General features: G+C 41.3%; 13 protein-coding genes. All 13 read left to right on the top strand.

Going from position 1 to position 22171, the window contains the following annotated elements; genetic code table 11:
- Positions 1-92: 92 nt before the first annotated feature.
- The 13 genes from R8806_RS12475 (at position 93) to R8806_RS12415 (ending at position 22142) form a co-directional block, all read left to right on the top strand.
- Positions 93-3428, top strand: a complete 3336-nt coding sequence (locus R8806_RS12475) for a SusC/RagA family TonB-linked outer membrane protein (RefSeq protein WP_229782997.1) — start codon at positions 93-95, stop codon at positions 3426-3428.
- A 12-nt stretch (positions 3429-3440) separates the two neighbouring features.
- Entirely contained in the window at positions 3441-5027 is a 1587-nt protein-coding gene (locus R8806_RS12470) for a RagB/SusD family nutrient uptake outer membrane protein (RefSeq protein WP_164719822.1), read from the top strand.
- Positions 5028-5045: 18 nt separating this feature from the next.
- Positions 5046-5807 carry a DUF4843 domain-containing protein gene (locus R8806_RS12465; RefSeq protein ID WP_124317748.1) on the top strand — a complete coding sequence of 254 codons (762 nt, stop codon included), beginning with the start codon at positions 5046-5048 and terminating at the stop codon, positions 5805-5807.
- An 18-nt stretch (positions 5808-5825) separates the two neighbouring features.
- Positions 5826-7502 carry a PKD-like family lipoprotein gene (locus tag R8806_RS12460; protein WP_124317749.1) on the top strand — a complete coding sequence of 559 codons (1677 nt, stop codon included), beginning with the start codon at positions 5826-5828 and terminating at the stop codon, positions 7500-7502.
- A 26-nt stretch (positions 7503-7528) separates the two neighbouring features.
- A complete protein-coding gene (locus tag R8806_RS12455) occupies positions 7529-8449 on the top strand; it encodes an ABC transporter ATP-binding protein (RefSeq protein ID WP_124317750.1) in 921 nt (306 codons plus the stop codon).
- A 24-nt stretch (positions 8450-8473) separates the two neighbouring features.
- On the top strand, positions 8474-10834 hold the full coding sequence (locus R8806_RS12450; RefSeq protein ID WP_124317751.1) for a Gldg family protein: 2361 nt from the start codon (positions 8474-8476) through the stop codon (positions 10832-10834).
- A gap of 142 nt (positions 10835-10976) precedes the next feature.
- Entirely contained in the window at positions 10977-11537 is a 561-nt protein-coding gene (locus R8806_RS12445; protein ID WP_317146615.1) for an RNA polymerase sigma-70 factor, read from the top strand.
- Positions 11538-11619: 82 nt separating this feature from the next.
- Positions 11620-12801 carry a FecR family protein gene (locus R8806_RS12440; protein ID WP_124318008.1) on the top strand — a complete coding sequence of 394 codons (1182 nt, stop codon included), beginning with the start codon at positions 11620-11622 and terminating at the stop codon, positions 12799-12801.
- A gap of 167 nt (positions 12802-12968) precedes the next feature.
- The gene (locus R8806_RS12435; RefSeq protein WP_124318007.1) at positions 12969-16505 is read left to right on the top strand and encodes a SusC/RagA family TonB-linked outer membrane protein; all 3537 of its coding nucleotides are present in this window, start codon (positions 12969-12971) and stop codon (positions 16503-16505) included.
- A gap of 22 nt (positions 16506-16527) precedes the next feature.
- Positions 16528-18000 carry a RagB/SusD family nutrient uptake outer membrane protein gene (locus tag R8806_RS12430; RefSeq protein WP_151412072.1) on the top strand — a complete coding sequence of 491 codons (1473 nt, stop codon included), beginning with the start codon at positions 16528-16530 and terminating at the stop codon, positions 17998-18000.
- Positions 18001-18014: 14 nt separating this feature from the next.
- On the top strand, positions 18015-18935 hold the full coding sequence (locus R8806_RS12425) for a hypothetical protein (protein WP_124316593.1): 921 nt from the start codon (positions 18015-18017) through the stop codon (positions 18933-18935).
- Between the two features lie 32 nt (positions 18936-18967).
- Positions 18968-20980: a TlpA family protein disulfide reductase gene (locus R8806_RS12420; RefSeq protein WP_124316594.1), complete on the top strand. Its 2013-nt coding sequence runs from the start codon at positions 18968-18970 to the stop codon at positions 20978-20980.
- Complete coding sequence (locus R8806_RS12415; protein ID WP_164719617.1) at positions 20967-22142, top strand: TlpA disulfide reductase family protein; 1176 nt, start codon at positions 20967-20969, stop codon at positions 22140-22142. Before R8806_RS12420 ends, R8806_RS12415 begins: the two co-directional genes overlap by 14 nt.
- Positions 22143-22171 lie beyond the last annotated feature (29 nt).

Raw genomic sequence — 22171 nt, 5'->3', positions numbered from 1 at the left:
AATTATTAACTAATAATTGGGAGAACAAATTTATGGAAAATTTTCTAATGTTTCTCAGGTGCAAACGTGAGAAATTACAAAAATTATGGCTTATGTCGAAATGGACTTTTTTATTTGTTTTTCTAGGGATAATAAACACGCACGGAACGGTTTATTCCCAGAACGAGCAACAGGTTACAATCTCTATGAAGAATGCCTATTTGAAGGATATTTTATGGGCAATTCAGCGACAAACCACGTTTGTTTTCATGTATCACGAGGAAGATTTGGATAAGGTGGGAAAAGTGAATGTTGAGGCAAAAGCCTCAACGGTGGAAAAGATTCTGAGTGACTGTTTGAAAGGAACCGGCTTGACGTATGTTTTTCAAAATGAGGTGATCGTGCTGAAACCTTTGAATGATGAAAAGAAGAAAGAAATCAAGATTGTCGGTAAGGTAGTGGATAAGGGAAAGATGCCGTTGCCGGGGGTAACGGTGGTGGTGAAAGGAACAAATTTGGGAACGGCAACTGATAGCGAGGGAAAATACAGGATGGTTTTACCCGCCATGCGTGATACTAATTTTGTGTTGGTGTTTTCATTTGTCGGGATGCGGACACAGGAGATTAAATATGTAGGACTGGATTCGATAAACGTTGTAATGGAGGAAGATCACAAGAAAATGGACGAGGTGGTTGTGACAGGGTACTCCAATATTCGTAAAGAGAGTTTTACCGGTAAAGCTACGACTGTAACTAAAGAGCAGTTAATGAAAGTGAATTCAAAAAACGTGATTGCAGCATTACAAACGTTTGATCCTTCATTCCGGATCAAAGATAATAAATTGTGGGGATCGGATCCAAATGCTTTACCGGAGTTTAATATCCGGGGAGAGACTTCTATTGGGCAGACGAAAGGATTGGATGTGGAACAGCAGAAAAGAACACAGCGTACGACTTTGGAAAATAATCCTAATTTGCCCGTGTTTATTTTGGATGGATTCGAGGTGGATGTTCAGAAAATTTATGATTTGGATGTAAATCGTATCGAGTCAATTACCATTTTGAAGGATGCCGCTGCAACAGCTATGTATGGTTCTCAAGCTGCTAATGGGGTGGTTGTCGTTACGACGGTTGCTCCTAAACCGGGAGAGATGCAGATTTATTATAATTTTTCCGGTAATGTGGATTTCCCGGATCTGTCTGATTATAATCTTTGTGATGCGGCTGAAAAATTGGAAGTTGAACGCTTAAGTGGTTTATATTCATCTGATGATCCGGAAAAACAAATTGAACTTACGGCTCAATATTATAAGAAACAAAATGCTATTTTGCGCGGGGTGAACACCGATTGGATGTCGCAACCTTTGCGGAATGCCTTTGGTCATATGCATAGTTTGAATGTATCTGGTGGGGAGGAGAGCATCAGGTATGGTATAGATTTGAATTATAATGCGAGTAAAAACGGTGTGATGAAAGGTTCTTTCCGTCATATTTATGGGGGAGGATTAACGTTGGATTATCGTGCGGGAAGTTGGTTACAATTATTGAATAATATTTCTTATACGGTTACAGAGTCTGAGGATTCTCCTTATGGGCAGTATACTCAATATGCTGAAGCACAGCCTTATGCTGAGATATATGATGAAAACGGACGCTTGTTGAAAGAAGTGCTTGGAACTACTGTTTCTATGATAAATCCCTTGTGGAAAGTGGCCAATTTGTCAACTTTCTATGGCAAGATGAAAAACCGGGATTTAACCAATAATTTCCAGTTGAACATTCATATTATGGAAGGATTGATGTTTAAAGGCCAATTAGGTCTTCGCAGAACGGATGGTCGTACGGATAATTTTAAGGATCCTGCAGATCCTGTATATGATGTAACTCCTGCCGATCAGAAAGGAGAGTTGAGTCGGCAAGAAAATGATAATTGGAGTTGGAATGGAAAAATGATGTTTTATTATAATCATGTTTTCGGCAATCATTTTATTAATGCAACAGCCGGAGGGGAGATTTCTGAAAGCAAAACGGAGTCGTTATCGTATGTATTAAATGGTTTCCAATTGGGGAATATGCATGAACCTCAATTTGCAGCCACTCAGGCCAGGCCGGTAAATGTGTCGGAATCTAAAACTCGTAAGATAGGTTTTTTAGCTTCCGTGAATTACGCCTATAATGATATTTATTTGTTCGACGGCTCTTTCCGTTTGGATGGAAGTTCCGATTTCGGTTCGGATAAGCAATTTGCTCCGTTTTGGTCAGTAGGAGCCGGATTGAATGTTCATAATTATGATTTCTTAAAAGGGCATTGGTTGATTAGTCGTTTAAAATTGAGGGCTTCTTACGGTTCTACTGGAAATGTGGGATTCGCTCCTTATTCGGCCATAACAACCTTCCAAACAGCAACAGATGCATGGTTTTTCACGGGGCCTGCAGCTTCTTTGATGGCTTTGGGGAATTCGCGGCTGACTTGGCAAACGACATATAAGTTGGATGCAGGTTTCAATATAGGTTTACTGAATGATAAAATTACTTTGGAGGGATCGTATTATCGGAATGAAACAGAAGATTTGATCGATGACGTGAAAATTCCGGCTTATTCCGGTTTTACTTCTTACAAGGAGAATTCTGGAGCAACGTTGAATGAAGGGTTTGAAGTTGCGTTGACTTCTACTCTTTTCCAGAATAAAGATTGGATGGTGACGTTTATGGCAAATTTATCTTCTAACAGGAGTAAAATTACTGAATTGAGTGAGGAGATGAATGCTTATAATGAAACGATTCTTGCCGAATACGAGAAAGAAGATTCTAAGTACAAAGATGTGTTAAGCAGGCCGTTGATATTGTATTATGAAGGAAAGTCCTTGTCTGCGATCTATGCGGTTCGTTCCGAGGGAATAGATCCGGCTAATGGACGTGAACGTTTTGTAAAGAAAAACGGGATGTCGACTTACACGTGGGATGCTAATGATCAAGTTGTTGTCGGGGATACGGAACCGGATGCCAAAGGTTCTTTCGGTATCAATGTGGCATGGAAAGGAATCACATTGAATGCTTATTTCAATTATCAGTGGGGAGGACAGAGTTATAATTCAACATTAGCGGAGAAAGTCGAGAATGCTCAGGTTAGCACGCAGAATGTGGATAAACGGGTGTTGTCTGCACGATGGAAAAATGCGGGAGACGTGGTTCCTTATTATGATTTGAGTAAAAATCCGACACAAAATCCGACTTCCAGATTCGTGCAAGATGATAATCGTTTGGATTTTACAAGTCTTTCAATAGGTTATGATTTTAGCCGTCAGTTGATTTCTAAGTGGAAACTCAAAAGCTTGAGCGTGCAGTTTAGTGCGAATGATTTGTGTAAATGGAGAAGTGTGAAAGAGGAGAGAGCTATAAATTATCCGTTTGCGAGAAGTTTTAATTTTTCATTAAATGTTGGATTCTAAATGGTATATGGCATGGGAAATTATATTAAAATATTAGCAGTTGTCATTGTTTTGGTATTTGCGGGATGTAAGGATTGGTTGGATGTTACACCAGCAGGGCAAGCAACTGAAAGTGATTTGTTTAGTACGGGTGACGGTTATCGGTCTGTTCTGAATGGTTTGTATAAGTCAATGGGTAAGCCGGAACTTTATGGTCGGAATTGGTCTTATGGAATGTTGGATTGTATGGCCCAGTTATATAATTTGGAGTCCGGCTCATTCAATGACGAGATGTGTAAAGCTGCAGCCAAATATGAGTACACAAACACGCAAGTATCTTCAAGTATAGAGAGTGCGTGGGGAATTGCCTATAATATTATTGCTAATGCAAATGACTTATTGCAGAATATCGAAAATGCTTCTAATGATATTTTTGCGGAAGGGGAAATGGAAAGGAAGATGATCACAGGAGAGGCATATGCTTGTCGGGCCTTGATTCATTTTGAATTGTTACGTTTGTTTGCTCCGGCTCCCATAAATGATGATGGACGTGCGTATATCCCTTATATAGAATCTTATCCGGTGTTGTCAGCCACAAAACTTGGAGTGAAACCTGTGTTAGAAAAAGTGATTGCAGATTTGGAAAAGGCTAGAGGGTTAGTTGCTGTTTACGATACAACAATAAATGGACAGGGAATTAATTTATCCGGTACGGGACGTTTTAATAACGATTTTACCTATAATTCTCAGACTATATCCGGGCAACAGATCGAGGATTTTGATGCTGCATTGATAGATGATTTCTTTAAAGGACGGGGGTATAGAATGAGTTATAATGCCGTTACTGCTTTATTGGCGAGGGTTTGCCAGTACGCGGGACGGGATCAGGATGCCTTTAATTATGCTGATGAAGTGGTAAAAGCCCATGTGGTATTTAGAGATGGTTCGAAGAATTTGATGTATAAGGATGATTATAGCGGTTTGACACAAGGTTGGGGTAATAATGAAGCAGATTTTAATAATCGAAAAGATTATAAAACGATGTCTAATTTAATTTTTGCTGCCTATAACAGTTTGTCTTATCAAGGAACAGGTAGTTGGTTGAGTGCGGATTGGAAAGGTGGAGTTTCTCCGAATTGGTTTCAAATTTCGGAAAGCTATTTTTCACATGGAGGTGTTGATGAGAAAAGTTCGGATCATCGATGGAATCATATGATTTTTTTAGGTAGTGGCGCCTATCCTGTTTCTGCTAAATATTTTATTCCCACTAATTTGGATACAAGAGATAAAACAGTGAATTTGTTTCCTGTAATTCGTCTTACCGAGATGAAATATATTATGGCCGAGTATTATGCACGTAACGGGAATGTAGGTGAGGCCTATCGAATTTTGAATGAAATCCGTGAAAATAGGGGGATTTATGGAAGTTCACTTGGAGGATCGACTTGGAATGAATTTGAGCAGGAATTACTCCATGATGCGCGTCGCGAGTGGATTTCTGAAGGACAATTGTTTTTCTTGTATAAACGTTTGAATACGGCGATTGTGAATGATAAAGGAACATTGCGTCCTATGACTCTTCAAGAAAGTATGTTCCCTGTGCCAGCAGATATTAAATAACGACATAAACTTTGAATCATGATGAAAAGATATTTATATTTTATGATAATGTTGATGTTTTTGTCCTTCTTTTCTTGCAATGAAGATGATATAAAAGTTTTTGATGGGCAGGCTCAGCTTTATTTTGATAAATTTTATATGAATGCCCTTCAACCGGGAACGGAGGGGGCAGACTCGACTGTGATGTCGTTCTTCTTTTATCCCGATGATACGAAAACAATAGAAGCTGAGGTGGTTGTGAACTATTCCGGATTACCGTTAACGGCAGATATTCCTTTTGGTTTAAAAGTGATAAGTGAGGGAACAACGGCTAATGAAGATGAGTATGATTTGGATGACCAGTATGTGTTTCATGCAAAACCTCTGTTGGAAGGGCAATTGGATATTCAAGATACGATAAAGATTAGGTTGAACCTGTCCGAGCGGTTAAAAAAAATGGAGAAGGGGGTACGGTTGTTTGTTGAGTTAGTACCAGGTGAAGGGATTGGCTTGGGACAGTATGAACGCCGTCGTGCTGTGATAATTTCTTCTTATGTGGCAGAAAGACCGGATTGGTGGAAAGAGAATGGTGAAGTTGAACTTACGCTTTTAGGGAAGTTTTCCAATACAAAATATAAGCTTTTCGTTGAACATGCTGATCCCGGTATGACAATGGACGAAAAGATGATAGAGGAACGTCCGGATTTGGCTATCGGATTGGTTTTAAAATTTAAAGAGTGGCTGATTGCCAATCCCGGACAAAAAGATGAGTATGGTAACGATATAACAGTTGTGATTTAATGATTAAAAGTTGCTATTATGAGAAAGATTCATATATTATTTTGTTTGTCGTTTTTTTTGATATTTGGTTGTTTAGAGGATGAGGGAAATTATGATTATTACGACATTAAGGAGCCTAAATGGCATACAGATCAGCCAATAAGCGTGTATGCGACAGAGCATAACGTGATGAAACTGCGCGGACATGATGCTTTTAGATGGGATACGGATTCTGTTTCGAGGGAGCGGGAAGTACGCTATGAGTGGAAGTTGAATGATGTGGTTATAGCTACAGAAGCAGATATTGATATTCCGGTGGATAGCGTAATTAAATGGACAAAGATGGAAGAACTTTGTGCTACAGACAAATGGGTAAGAGGTTCATTTACTGTTATCGATAAGGAGTTTGAAACTCGTTTCATGAAAGTGGTTTCTTTTTTTATAACACCGTATCGTAGTAATGGAGACTGGTTCGTTTTAACAGAAAAAGAAGGTGAAGGAGAATGTTATTTTGTAAAAAGAACATATAATCGGGAGGAATTGAAGGATGAATTTGAATTGCAGGATTCTTTTAGTGAAATAAATGCATTGTCAATTTCCGGCAAACCTGTTTTCTTGGGATATACTAGAACGGCTAAGAATGTGGGACCGATGGGGTCGGTTACGATTATGACTGACGAGGTTGCTTATGAAGTGGATGCCGCTACGTTCGAATTACATTCCGAACTGAAAGATTTGTTCGGAGGAGGAGTCCCGTCCGGGTTTTCTCCGGTTGCGAGGGTTGATGCGTGGGAAGCTTATAAGGGAACTGGGTTATGTACTTTTTTAGCCAATAAAGACGGTAAGCTTTACAGACGGCAATTGTCAAAAAATAATTTGGGAGGGATGTTTATCAATACTCCTTACGAATTGGATGAAAAAGGGTATAAAATTACGGAATTCGGTACCCGTTTGTATGGATTTACCTCAATTCCTTGTTGGGATGAAAAGAATAATCGGCTGATTATGATTGCTTTCGCTTCGAAACAGGCTGGAAGTGGCTGGGGAGATCCCTCCTATTTGGCGACGAGTTTGATTCCTTTAAAAAATAATGGTTCGTTAACGGATTGTCCTCCGGTTTGGGGATTTGAAAATGGGACTAAAGTATTGAATATGGGATATATGAAGAGTGCAATGTTGAATTTTACGACAAGTCTTAATGTATATTCTGTAATTTATAATGATGCATCAGGAAAGACTTGGTGTGGGGAGTTTATAATGAATCCGTCTGACGGTTCTATAGTGCAGTCTGTTGCTCCGATGTTTCCTTTTTATCCTGAGGGAGCGGATTCTCGTGTAGTAGAGTGCCCTGTCAGGATTTCTGATGATGCTTTGATATTAGTTACTTGTTCGTCATCTAATGCAAAAGCTAAGAATCAAGTGGTATATACGGATGGCAATCATGTGAATTATTTACTTGTTGCTAGCGAGTATGCGAGTAAGTCGATGATTACGGATTTTCCGGAAAAGGTGACCTATATCGGATATGGAACCTCTGATGTCGGTGCGATAGGTAAGTATGACTTGTTAGTTGTCGGAGGTGAAAATGGCACGTTGAAGTTTTATGACATCTCGGATAGAGATCGACCGAAGTGTGTGGAAACAATGACGTTTGACGGAAAGATAACCATGGCGAAAGAGATGGCCACGGGAGTGACGGGTGTAGATGAATATTAACAGAAGTTTGTATAAAATCATATTGTATGGAAGAATCAATTGTAAAGGTGGAGCATTTGTCCCATCGCTATAGTGTGCAGTGGGCGATTCGGGATATTAATTTTGAGATAACGAAAAATGGTATTTATGGGTTACTCGGCTCCAATGGAGCCGGGAAATCCACGACCATGAATATCATGTGCGGGGTGTTAAAACAGACAGAGGGGGATGTTTATATAAAGGGAATCAGTATTAGCCAGAATCCTGTTGAAGCGAAACGACATATTGGCTTTTTGCCGCAAGTGCCGCCGTTACATCCGGATTTGACTGTGGAGGAGTATCTGGAGTTTTGTGCGGAGTTGAGACATATCCCGGAGCGGGAGGTGAAAAAAGCGGTGCGGGAAGTTATGGGTCGTTGTGGTATTTCTCATTTTGCGAAACGGGTTATTCATAATTTATCCGGAGGTTATCAGCAACGGGTAGGGATAGCCCAGGCTATTATTCATAACCCGGAATTGGTTATTTTTGATGAGCCGACGAATGGATTGGACCCGAATCAGATTGTCGAGATTCGTCATTTGATTAAAGAGATAGCGGAAGAACGAACTGTGATTCTTTCTACTCATATCTTGCCGGAAGTGCAAGCAACTTGTGATTATATCCGGATGATCGAACAGGGAAATATGGTTTTTTCCGGAACGGTGGAAGAATTTGATAATTATATACAACCGAACACGTTAGTCGTTTCGTTGGGAGCACTCCCGTTGGTGGCTGACATACAGGCTCTTCCTGGGGTTGTTCGTGTAGAGGAGTTAGGTGGCCCGAGGTTCCGTATTCAATTTTCAGATGTCAAGGAGGCAATAAATAGTATTGTGGAAGCTAGTTATACGCGCGATTGGCAATTAATGGAATTACAACAGGAGAAAAGTTCGTTGGATACCATTTTTGCCGAGTTGTCCAAGAAATAGTGTTAAATTTTATTTGCAGTAAAGATGAGAATTATATTTAAGATAGCGAAAACGGAATTGCGGGATTTGTTTTATTCCCCGATTGCTTGGTTGATTTTGATTATATTCACGTTTCAAACGGGGATGTTGTTTTCCGGAACAATTTCAGAGATTGTGCAATCCCAAAGTATGGGGGGAATAGGATCTAATTTGACTCTCGGTATTTTTGGTGGGCAAAGAGGTTTGTTTGTCGCTGTACAGTCTTATTTGTATTTGTATATTCCTTTGTTGACAATGGGGCTGATGAGTCGGGAATTAGGAAGTGGTTCGATTAAATTGCTTTATTCTTCCCCGATTACGAATGCCCAGATTATTTTGGGTAAATATTGCGCCATGTTAATTTATGGACTGATCTTGGTCGGTGTTTTATTGGTTTACGGAATCTATAGTGTATGCACGATTGAGAACATGGACATTCCTGTTTTCTTGACGGGACTTTTAGGTGTTTATCTGTTGTTGTGTGCTTATGTAGCTATTGGTTTGTTCATGTCCAGTTTGACATCTTATCAAATTGTTGCTGCCGTGGGAACGTTGGCGGTACTTGCCGTGTTGACGTATGTAAAAGGGATGTGGCAGGCTGTTCCGTTTGTTCGGGAAGTCACTTATTGGTTTGGGATGACAGGGCGTTCCGATAATTTTATGTTCGGGATGATTTGTAGTGAGGATGTGCTTTATTTTATCGTGGTTGTGGTGTTATTCTTGTTGATGACTATTATCCGTATGCAGGGACGGCGACAAAAGGTCAGTTGGTTAACTTCTTTAGGTAAATATGCAGGAGTATGGGGGATAGCTGTCGTGTTGGCATTTGTTTCTTCTCGTCCTGTTTTTAAATGTTATTATGACGCCACTCATACGAAAGCAAATACGTTGACGCCTAATAGTCAAGAAATCATAAACAAGTTGAAAGGAGGATTGACAATTACTACTTACGTGAATATCTTGGACAAGTATAATTGGGTGGGTTATCCGAAAGAATATAACAATGATATTCGCCGTTTTGAGCAATATACGCGTTTTAAACCGGAAATAAAAATGAAGTATATACTTTATTATGATACAATAAAAAATGATTATCTAGAGCGGGCATTTCCGGGAATGAGTTATGAGGAGAAAGCGAAGAAGGTGATCGAGATGGAAAAATTGAATCCGAAGAAGATTTTAACTCCAGAACAAATTCGGGCAAAGATTGATTTGAGAACTACGGAAGGGAATCGGACTGTACGTTTGTTGGAACGTGAGTCTGGAGAGAAAACTTTTTTGAGATTATATGATGACCGTGAAATATTTCCTTCGGAATCGGAAATTTCAGCTGCTTTAAAACGGATGGTCATGACCTTACCCACGATTGGTTTCTTATCTGGTCACGGAGAACGGGAAACGGATCGCCCCGGAGATCGTAATTATTGTATGTTTACCCACTTGCCGATGTTGAGACAGGCATTGGTAAATCAGGGATTTAATTACAAAGATGTTACATTGGATCAAGAGATTCCTGAAGATATCAATATTTTGGTTATTGCTGAAATGCGTGAAGCAATGACGGAAGCGGAGAAAGTAAACTTTGATAAATATGTTGCTCGAGGAGGTAATTTGGTAATCATTGGGGAACCCGGTCGGCAAGATGCAATGGGAGCAGTGATGGAACCATTTGGTGTGAAGCTTGTGGATGGATTTTTGATTCAGCCAGAGAAACCGAAAGATCCTGAAGAGGAAAAGAAGGATAATAAGGATCTCGGCCCATTTGCTGGATTCGTTGCGCAGAAACAACCAATAGATTTAATTGTTTCGCAACCGACAAAGGATGCAGTGGAGTTATCGTATGCTTTCGGTTTTATGCGGCCTTATTACGTGGCAGCGATGCCTACGGCTGCTGGATTGGAATATACAACAGATAAAGGATTTGATGTTGTTCCGTTGTTTATGTCTGATTCAATTTGTTGGAACGAGTTGGAGAATACGGAAATTGTTGATCAAGAGGTTGTGTATAATCCGGCCGCAGGAGAGGTACAAAAATCTTACCCGTTAGCTTTGGCATTATCTCGTAAAATGGGAGAACGAGAACAAAAGATCGTTATTTTGGGTGATGCGGATTGCTTGAGTGATGGAGAACTTACTCGCGGTCGAAGTCCTTTGTGGACAGCAAATTCCGTGATTATTCAAGCTAGTTTCTTTTGGTTGTCGGATGGAGAGGTGCCTATTGATGTGAGACGTCCGTATGCGATTGATCGGAAGTTATTTGTGGGAGAGACAGGTGCAGAGATTCTTGATTACGCTTTATTGGGAGTTTTCCCGGGATTGCTGCTTTTCCTTTCCTTGTTCATCTGGTTAAGGAGAAGGGGACGATAGGAAATAAGTTGTATGAGTATGCCGACCGGGAAATAATGTACCGGTCGGTATTTTTTTTTGTAGATGATCATAGGATGATTGGAGCGATTTGTTTATTTATTTCCGAAAACCTATCTTTGTCAAAAATCCTATGGTAGTGAAAATGAATGGTACAGAGCAAGATTTTATTCGTCGTATAAATATAAAAGAGGAGACCGCTTTTCATGATTTATTCCTGAAATTCCGGAATTATCTGGTGCTGTTTGCCATGCGACGCATTGATCAGCTGGATGCGGCGGAGGATATCGTGCAGGAGACTTTTATTACCGTGTGGGAGAATAAAAAGATATATAATTCCTATCAAGGTTTGAAAGCGTATTTGTACGAGCTGGTACAGAATAAGTGTACCAATTACTTGAAACATAAACAGGTGGAGGATAAATATGTTTCTTACGTGAAAACCACGGGGGAGGAGACGGAGGGGGATTATAACTTGATGCAGGAGGAAATCTATCGGGAATTATATATGGCAGTTCGGGAGTTGCCGGAAAAGTGTCAGAAGGTTTTTGAATTGCACTTGGAGGGGAAAAAGAATGATGAGATTGCTGAAATACTGGGAATCTCCGTGTTGACCGTGAAGTCTCACAAGCAAAATGCGATTCATATTCTCAAAAAGAAAATGGGAAATCTCTTCCTTTTATACACCTATATCTACGAGGTGTAATTTTTTTTAAGAAAAATAATAGGTTTTTATTTGCTACTTTTTGCTCCCTTTCTTGTATATGGTGTAAAATAAAGAAGACATCATGGATCTGTACGATGAAAATATTGCCCGGTTAATACGACATTCCTTGATAGGAGAACTCTCCGAACAGGAACGGGGGAAGCTGGAGGCATGGTTACGTGATTCGGAAGAGCATCAGGTACTTTTTGAGAAAATCAAGAAAGAAATTCGCATCTCTTCTGAAAGTTCTCTTTTCCGCTCGTTGAATGACGAGGTGGCTTGGCAAAAGTTTAAAATTACCACCCGGGAAAGGAAAAGACGTGTCTATGTCAGGAGAATTTTGACATATGCGGCGGTGATCGTGTTGCCGTTGGCGGTTGTTACGGTTTTTTTGTTTTTAAATCGGGAAAAGAATACGCTTCCAATAGCGTCTGAACGTGTGGTTAAAATTACTCCCGGGGGGCCGAGGGCGGTATTGATCACGGCCGATCAAACCGTTCACGAGTTAAATGGCGTGCAGGGGCAGCGAGAGATAGAAGTGGAAAAAGGGGTGGTGATTAAACAAGGGGGAGCTAATTTGGAATATGATTCTTTAGTTGCCCCGGTGCAAGAAGTGGCGTTAGCCATGAACACGCTAAAGATTCCTCGCGGGGGAGAATTCCGGTTAAAATTATCGGATGGGACGAATGTCTATTTGAATTCTGCTTCGGAACTGAAATATCCGGTGCGCTTTGATGAAAAGGAACGAAAGGTTTATTTGTCGGGAGAGGCCTATTTTGAGGTGACGAAGGATTCGGATCGACCTTTCTACGTGGTGACGGAGGAGGTACAGGTCCGCGTGTATGGGACTGAGTTTAACGTGAACACGCATCAACCGGGGAAAGTTCACACCGTGTTGGTTGACGGTAAGGTCGGGATCAAAAAAAGAGGAATGACCGGGGAGATTACGATGAAACCGGGGGAATTGGCTAGTTTTGACCGGAATGCGGGAACATTCGAGGTGAAAGAAGTGGATGTGCGGCAATATGTGGTTTGGAAAGACGGGTATTTTACCTTTGAGAACGAGAGTCTGGAACAGATTCTGAACACGCTTTCACTTTGGTATGATGTTGACGTGTTCTTTCAGTCGGAATCCGCTAAACAACTGGTATTTACCGGGTATATGAAACGGTATAATGATATATCTGAAATTCTGAACGCGATTACGGAGGTTGTAGGAGTAAACTTTACGATAAACGGAAAAACTATAATAGTATCTAAATAAAAAACGGAAAGGGTTGGAGCCTTCCCGTTGAACTTTAATGAGATCAATAGGTCGCTGTTGGAGAGTGACGTATTGAAAGTTTAACTGTTCTAATTTACAAATGTATGGAAAAAAAACAATTATGCCATCGATTTTATCGAGGGTATGTTAAAAAACTTTTGATGCTTATGAAATTGTGTCTCTTGTTTATCTGTGTTTTCACGTTGACACTTTCAGCTAGCTCGTTTGCTCAACAAGAGCGGGTTAGTTTTGATTTGAAGAACGTGTCGGTGAAAGTTTTGTTGGATGAAATTCAAAAACAGACGAGTTGGTGTTTCCTCTTTAATCCGGAGCAAACGAAACAATTGGGAAAGTTGTCGTTACGGGTGGAGAATGAAACCGTGGAAGAGGTGTTGAATCGTATTTTGAAGGATACGGATTTAACGTTTAAATTTAAAAATGATCTTATCATGATTGTACCTAAAGAGGAGGTAAAGGATGATGATAAGAAAAAGAAAGATATTCAGATTGTCGGCTTGGTAACGGATAATAATAAATTGCCTTTACCGGGAGTAACTGTGATCGTGAAGGGATTGACGATAGGAACTGCCACGGATGCCAGTGGAAAATATACTTTGTCGCTTCCTAAAACGGAGAAGTTTTCTTTACTTTTCTCTTTTATTGGAATGAAGACGAAAGAAGTGGTATATACTGGTAAAGATACGATTAATGTTGTGATGCAGGAGGATGTCGAGACCTTGGACGACGTGATTGTAACCGGTTATGCAACCATCGATCGCGGTAGTTATGTGGGTGCCGTGACTCAAATTCGTGCGGAGGATATACAGGTGGCCGGGGAAGCTACGATTGACCAGATGTTACAAGGTGTGATTCCGGGAATGTCTGTTGTAAACAGAACCGGAAAGGTCGGGGGATCCCCAAAAATCCGTATTCGGGGAACTTCAACGTTGTTGGGAAACCAAGAACCGCTTTGGGTGGTTGACGGGGTGATACAAACAGATCCTCTTCCTCTTCCGGATGATGCTAGTCCTATTTCTTCCGAGATGGATGGGTTACGGGAAACGGCAAGTAATGCGATTTCTTGGCTTAATCCTGCCGATATCGAAACGATTACCGTGTTGAAGGACGCTTCAGCCACGGCTATTTACGGAACACGGGCCACCAATGGGGTGATCGTGATCACGACCAAGAAAGCAAAAGGAGATGGACTGAATATCTCGTACAGCGGTAATTTTAGCGTGGGTATGAAACCTAGTTATCGTATGTATGACATGATGAATTCTCAAGAGCATATGAGATTTTCTCGGGAGTTATGGGAAGATCGGGATAGCTACAACCAGAATATCCAGCCGATCGGGTATGCCGGGTTGATACAAAAATTGCAAAAGAAAGAGATTACTCAACAGCAATTCGAGCAGGAGTATCGGAAAATGGAGAATATGAATACCGACTGGTTTGACATTCTGTTTCGGAACAGTTTCAGTCATGTCCATAATATCAGTATATCAGCACAAGGCGAAAAAGTTTCCAGTCGTTTTTCGATAGGAATTAATAGCACGAAAGGCGAGGCAAAAGGAAACGATATGTTAACATTAACAGCTAATTCTAATACCACATTCCGGTTGGATGAGCGTTTGATTATTGATCTTCAGTTAAATGGTACCTATCGTGAGACGAAAGACTTTGCTTTTGGAGTAAGCCCTTATGAATATGCACTCAACACGGCACGGGACATTCCGGCTTATAATGAAGACGGGTCTTTGTATTATTACGAAAAAGCTGGAGCAACAAGCTATTCCATTCCCGATAAAGTTGCCTATAACTATAACATTCTAAATGAACGTGATAATTCCGGAACAGAAACGGACGGTACGAATTTGCAGGCAGCTTTAAACCTACGGTGGAATTTACTGAAGGATTTAGAATTTCAGACGACGGCATCTTATGCTATAGCGACGAATAAAATCAAATCATGGGCAACGGAGTACACGCATTATATTGCCCAGATTCGTGGTTATGAGGTGGGAGAAATTCTACCTAACTCAGCGGAGCAATATGCCAGTATTCTTCCGTTTGGAGGTTTATTGCAATCGGAATATGCTCAAACTAAAAACTATTCTTTTAGAAGTAGTTTAGTCTATAATAAGCTATTTAATGAAGATCATCGACTGACCCTGAATTTGGGTTTCCAAGTAAATTCCGTGGAACAAGATGGGAATGCAAACTTGCGCTATGGTTATCTATATTACCGGGGAGAAAAGTTTGCCACGGTTCCCACGGAAATAACGGCTGCCAATGGTTTACTCAAAAATTCACGAGATCTTCATGATGAAATGCGTGCGGGAACCACGGTGACAACAACGAAGAATAACACCGTTAGTGAGTATTTCACGGCTGTATATGGTTATAAAGAACGCTATATTTTGAATTTCAATGCTCGTTTGGATGCATCTAACCGTTTCGGTCAGGATGAAAATAACAGGTTTAATCCCAGTTTGTCAATCGGTGTAAAATGGCGTATCGGTAACGAGCCGTTTATGACGTGGGCTTCTTCATGGTACGATATGTTTGATATTTCATTTTCTTACGGTTGGCGGGGAAATGCCGTGGAAGCCGTTTCTCCCTATCTGATCGCTAAAGATGGCGGGTTAAATAAATATTTCCAACAGTATACCCTTGAAATGGTATCCTTACCTTATCCTGATTTGGGATGGGAGAAAACAGAAGATTGGAACCTGGGAGTAGATTTCTCCTTTTTTGAAGGAAGAATGAGTGCAGGTCTTAGCTGGTATAATAAGATCAGTCACGTTTTGGCTTCGCGGGATGTTCCGATTGAAAATGGGGTCGCCAATGCTTACGTTGATGGAACGACCATGAAGAATACCGGATACGAATTGGCTATTAGTGTCACTCCGGTAAGAACGAAAGATTTTACGTGGTCTCTTTCTTTCAACACGAGTAAGGTAAAAAATACCATTCGGAATAATGAACGGGAAAATACACGTGATGATTATCTCAATGGAACGGCTATTGTTGATGGGGAAAAATACGGGACTTTCTATGGGTTTGCATTTAACGGTTTGGACCCGACTAACGGAAGACCTACATTTAAAAATTTGGATATAGACGTTACGGAGAATGATTTGGATTATCTGGTCAAACTAGGTTGCTTGGAACCGGATATTTCCGGAGGTCTGAATACCTCCTTGCGGTACAAGAGATTGAATTTACGGGCTAGTTTTGCCATGTCGTTCGGTGCGCAGGCTCTTCTCCCTGAATTTTTTGCCACGGCAGGAGCTCCGCGGCCGGAGCAGAATGCCCCGCGTTATCTGTTTAAGCGTTGGCGGGAACCGGGGGATGAGAGAATCACGAATATTCCTTCCATTCCAGCCGGGAATCCAAATGAAATGGCTATTCAATTACCCGTAGAGGGTTATGTTTCCATGAGTCCTTACGCAATGTACAATCAGTCAGACTTGCGGGTAGCTGATACTGATTTTATCCGGTGTCGGCAGATTTCTTTACAATACGATTTACCTGACGCTTGGGTAAATAAGATTGGGGTCAGACGGGCTTCGGTGAATGCCTCTCTTTCTAATCCATTTTTTATTGCTTTTGACAAAGCGTGGGAAGGACGTGATCCTGAGACGGCAACTTGGCCCGCTCGTCGAACCTTTTCTTGGTCGTTGACTCTTAATTTTTAATTGAACGGATAAATTATTTGTTATGATGAAAAATAAGATATTTATTTTAGGGGCTATCACGGGGATGCTTACTTTGGGGGCTTGTGGAAATTTTTTGGAGGAAGAATCCCAGAGTGAGGTAATTCCGAAGACTACATCAGACTTTTCTGAACTTTTGTTGGGTACGGGGTATCCTGATGATGCAGAGCCTAATTTTTCTTTTATTTCTTTGATGGATGATGACTGTGCTCATTTTTTGACTTATGCCAGCACGAGTGATCCGGAAGGAACAGTGGGCACGTCCAATGCGATAACTCAGTTCCCGATCTATTCATGGCAACCGACTCTTGCCGATTATGACGGTTATGATAGTGAGATTAATGTAACGGCAAGTTCTACCACGTATGCCCAGTTCTATTCAAAGATACTGGGGTGTAATGCCGTGTTGGATTACATTGATGATGCGATAGGAACCCAGGAAGATCGAGACCGGGTGAAAGCAGAAGCGCTTGCAGTGAGGGCTTTAATGTATTTTCAACTGGTAAATATTTACGGGGAACCTTATAATCATAATAAGGAGGCGTTGGGAGTTCCGGTAAGATTGGTTTCCGATTTGACGGAAAAGCATATTGAACGTTCCACGGTTGGGTATATCTATGAAGAGGTGATACTGAAAGACTTGCTGGAGGCAGCCCGTTTGCTGGATCCTCTTCCGATTATGCGTAAGAATTACCGGGTCAATCAGCCGGCAATCCATATTTTACTTTCCCGGGTTTACTTGTATATGGAAAATTATACGGAATGTATTGCTGAGGTAAAGAAGGCCGAACAACAAGGTATCCAATTATTGAACATGGTAAATAACTTGGATGTCATTGCAAATGGTAATCTTTACACGCCCATTGCTTATACAAATCCGGAAGTAGAATGGCTATTTGGTCCATGTGCGGTTGCGAATCATTGGGAGTATCAACCGGCTACGGCTCCTGATTTCAGGGCTTTATGGGATCAGGAGAATGACCAGCGTTTCTTGGCAAATTGCTTTAAGTCTCAGGATGAATCAAATACCGTATACATGCAAAAACCCAATGGATCTTCCCAATTGGGGCAATCCATTCGTTCTGCAGAGGCTTTCTTGAATCGAATGGAGGCTTATGCTCTCTCCGGAGAAGAGGGATTGGCCTTGTCTGAATTGAATGATTTTCGAAAGACACGAATTGTCGGTTACTCGGATGTTAATTTGAGCGGTCAGGCTTTGTTGGATGAGATTCGTTTGGAACGCCGGAAAGAACTTTGTTTTGAAGGACATCGTTGGTTTGATTTACGTCGTCAGGGAATGCCGGAGATCAAGCATACTTACAAGGCAGAAAAGGGAGGATCTGTTTATGAATATGTGTTGAAACAGGGTGATCCCATGTACACGATTCCGTTCCCGAATAGTGTCATGTTACAAAATAGATCTCTTGTCCAGAATCCTTCAAGGGAAATGAGTGCGAGACAGGGAGAGATAAAATAATAAAACGAACGGTTATGAAAAAGATAATATTTATTATAATTTGTCTGTGGGGCGTAAGTGTATCTTGTAGCGAAGATCATAAAATAGGAGCACCGGATGAAATTCAGCCGGATTACGTGTTGCCGCAAGGTGATGCTTCCGACGAAGCGAATGCTAGGATACAGGATATATTTGATACGTATGGAAGTTACGTGCTTTATAATTACTCGTCTAAGGATGCATTTTGGACGCAGACATCTGCGGGTACAGGTACACAGACTTACGTAATCAGAATGGGCGAAACTCAATACGTGGACGAGATGCTTGATTACATTCATGAAATCTGGTTACAGTTTTTTCCGGATGACTTTTTGAAGAAAGGGGGATTACCTTACCGGGTCTTTTTGGCCGATTCAATCTATTGGGATCGTTCAGCCGTTTCTCCGGGATGGTATGTTTGCTATAATCAGCGAATTAATGGAAATTCTGTTTCTATTGCGGGGATGAATAAGGATTTAGCCGGTATGGATGCCGTAACTAAAAAAGCGAGAAAGAATGAATTACTATCCACCATGTGGGATTATTACATTGCTCAAGGGTTACTGAATGTTCCTGATGAATTTTATGAAGATACGGATTACGAGAATGCTCCCGTACTTCCTTCTTCCGGTGCAGAAGCTTTGGAAACTTATCGGAAAAGAGGATTCCTACCGTCGTCCTATTATAACGGAGAGCCGGAAGAATGGTACTACGGGGATTATGCTTGGACTCAAGCAAAGGCGAATGATTTGAAGTCTTTTTTGTATCATCTGCGGGAAAAGACGGATGAGGAAGTAGCTTGGTTCCTGAATAACCCGGAATACGAGTTGATCCAGAAAAAATGGAATATTTTAATTGATTACTACAAGAAAGAATTTGGTATTGATCTTCGGAAAATGGGTAATACGACTTTTTAATAAATCACTGTAAAGATAATTGTTTGTAGAGTATGAAAAAGAAATTTGTTTATGTTCTTTTTGCTTGCCTAGCCATGGTTAACATGGCTTTGGGCCAGCAAAACGAGTCCCGCTTGACCTTAAATCCGGAAGTACCCGTGGCCGGTCAGAGTTTGGAATTGACCTATAATCCGAAAGGAGGACCGTTAGAAGGTAGATCCGATTTGGTCGGGATTGTTTATATGTATAATTTTTATCACTGGGAGATGGGCGATGTGCAATTGAAGCAGGAAGGAGATCTTTGGAAAGGAACTTTCGAGATGCCGGAAAATTGTGCTTTTATCGCTTTTAAATTCCAGTCCACGTTTACCTTGCAACCGGACTCAACGGATAATAATAACGATAACGGGTTTATGTTTATCCCCAAAAATAGTGCGGGTGATTATTTGCCGGGTAGATACCTTGCTTGGGGTGTATTCCGGATGCCTTCGCTGGGATCGGAAACCGGGAATTATTTTTCCGGGAACTACAAGGAGATTTCTAACGAGGCCGCGATGATGTGGACGGATCAGGAGACAAAACATTATCCTCAATATGGTCGCCACTTTTTCGGGACTATGAAATCAGTTTTGAAAAAAATGTATGGGGATAACAGTCGTCCCGGAATAGCACACTTGTTGAAAGTCATGGAAAGCCAACCGGATTTGACCGAGAATGAATACGAGGAAATCAGTAGTACTTACCGGATTGATTTGAAAAATAAAGTGAAAGCGGATAGTATCAATCAGGTGATCCTCAAATTGTTCCCGCACGGGGGCTTGGCTCGTTTTAACCGTTCTTTCGAGTTGAATGCTTTGCCTGAAGAGGAATACTTTGCGGCTGCCGATCAGTTTCGAAAAGATTTCCCGATAGAGGCATGGAGGAAGAATCCGAATCCTAGAGGATTCGTGTATAATAATTTTTATCGGGAGTTGGCCACGAGGTATTACAAATCGGGGAATTACAAGAAACTGGAAGAAATATTGCCTGAGATGGATATGGTAATGATCAATGATGTATTCCGGAAAAGTGTCGAGTTTGCTATTCGGAAAACTCCCACGCCACCGGAAACCTATGTCGAGATTTCAAAGAAATTCATCGACCAGATGATTGCTAAGGTGGGTGACGGTTCGTATCGGCAGACGATAGCAGCTTCTCCCCGACAAGCGGAAGAGCTTGCTCGCTTGTGGTTGAATTACTACATCTGTGTTCATGCTCAAGTTGCCGAAAAATGTGGTCGTTACCAAGAGGCCGTGGACATGATGAATTTGATTGACGAGGATCAACGGTATATCTCTTATCCGGCAGGAAATGAGGCATACATCGTGAGTCTGGAAAAGTTAGGAAACCATACTGAGGCTTTCGAAGCAATGAAAGGTGCGGCAAGTGCCGGGCAGATGACTCCGGTAATTTATGACAAATTAAGAGAGCATTATACTACCTTGAAGGAGAAACCTGCCACATTCGAGGCATGGATTGCATCTCTGAAACCGAAGCATGAGGTAGAAAAAATCAAGAATAAACTTCGTGCAGAAATTATAGATATACCTTTTGAACCCTTTGTCATGGAATCACATCAGGGAGGAAAAGTGAAATCTGCCAGTTTCAAAAAAGATGAAATCGTGGTGATTGATTTTTGGGCTTTGTGGTGTGCGCCTTGTATTGCTGCTTTAGATGGGATGCAGATGGCCGTGGATCTTTATGCTAATGATCCGACCGTGAAATTTTATTTCGTGATCACGCAAGATGAACCGAACCGTGAAAAGATAGATGCTCTTTGGAAGAAGAATGATTTCCGGAACATGGAAGTCCTTTATGATGCGAATCCGAAAGGAAAGAATTCACGGAATGTCGTGTATAAATCCATGTTTCCCGGAACATCGGGTATTCCTCAAAAAGCCATCCTTAAAAACGGGCATATCCGCTATCGTGCGGAAGGGTACGGTGGAAGTCCCAGCGGTCTGATGGATGAGATTTCTTATGTTATCGAGATTCTTAAAGAGGAGGGAAATCATGCTGAGAAATAATCTGATTGTCCTGTTGCTTGCAGCAGCAGGACTTTTTTCTTCTTGCGGGAGCGGGAACCACTATTCGCTTACCGGGAGTTTGCCGACTCGTTATGATGGATGTCTGGTTAAGCTTACGCCTGCCACGTTCTTTTTCTCCGAGGAGAAACCCAGTCCAGTGGATAGCGTCAAAATTAAGGATGGTAAATTTCGGTTTGCCGGAACGGTGCAGGAACCGACCGTCTATATGCTGACAATTGATGGAGTGGATTATAAGATCCCGGATATGGCTTCAATAGCCGTGGTGATTGAACCCGGAGACGTTACGATAGAATACGATACGCTGGGAATCATTATGGCGGGAACCCCTGTAAATGAACGGTACATGACGACGATAGGAGAGGCCAAGCGGGAAACCGTGCGTCAACGCCAACTTTTATGGCAGGAACGGGATAGCGTGAAGCGTTTGCCGGGGAGTGTGGAAAATGAGGTAGATAACTACTATAATCTGAAAAGTAGTGCTATTTTCAAGGAGAATGTCATTCCGGCATCAGAAAACTTTATTCGAGAATACGCGGGTACTGAAATCGGGGAGTTCTTCTTCTTTCATTGTTGCGGGAAAGATGTGTATAGCAAGGCTTTTGTAGATGAGGTTTATCCGACTATTCGGCCGGAAATACGGGAGCAATACGAGACTTTAATCCGGGCTCGTCAGGAAAAACAGGATTATTTCGTGCATTCGCAGAAAGTCACAAACGTGGGAATGCCCTATCGGGAGATTGTGGCTCGAACAATAGACGGGAAAGAGATTCGTTTATCGGATTATGTCGGTAAGAAACAACTTATTTTACTGGATTTCTGGGCATCTTGGTGTATCCCTTGTATCCAGGAGGTTCCTCTGCTAAAGAGATTGCAGGAAAAGTATAAAAATCAAGGATTACAAATTGTGGGTGTGTCCGTTGATTCTGATCGGGAAAAATGGCAGGGAGCTTTGAATAAGCATCAGCCGGCAGGCATCCAGATTTCCGAATTGAAAGGTTGGGAAAGTGTTTCCCGTGTTGATTACGGGGTACAGGCGATACCGTTTACGGTTTTAATCGATGCATCCGGTAAAATCCTTGCTCGCAACCCGCATGGTCCGCTTTTGGAAGAGATCATCGAGAAGTATTTTTCTAAAAAATAGAAATCATTTTTAAATGATTTAGGGTTATA

This window comes from Butyricimonas faecihominis, assembly GCF_033096445.1.
Taxonomy (GTDB): Bacteria; Bacteroidota; Bacteroidia; order Bacteroidales; family Marinifilaceae; genus Butyricimonas; species Butyricimonas faecihominis.
This window is presented reverse-complemented; position numbering and strand designations above follow the sequence as displayed.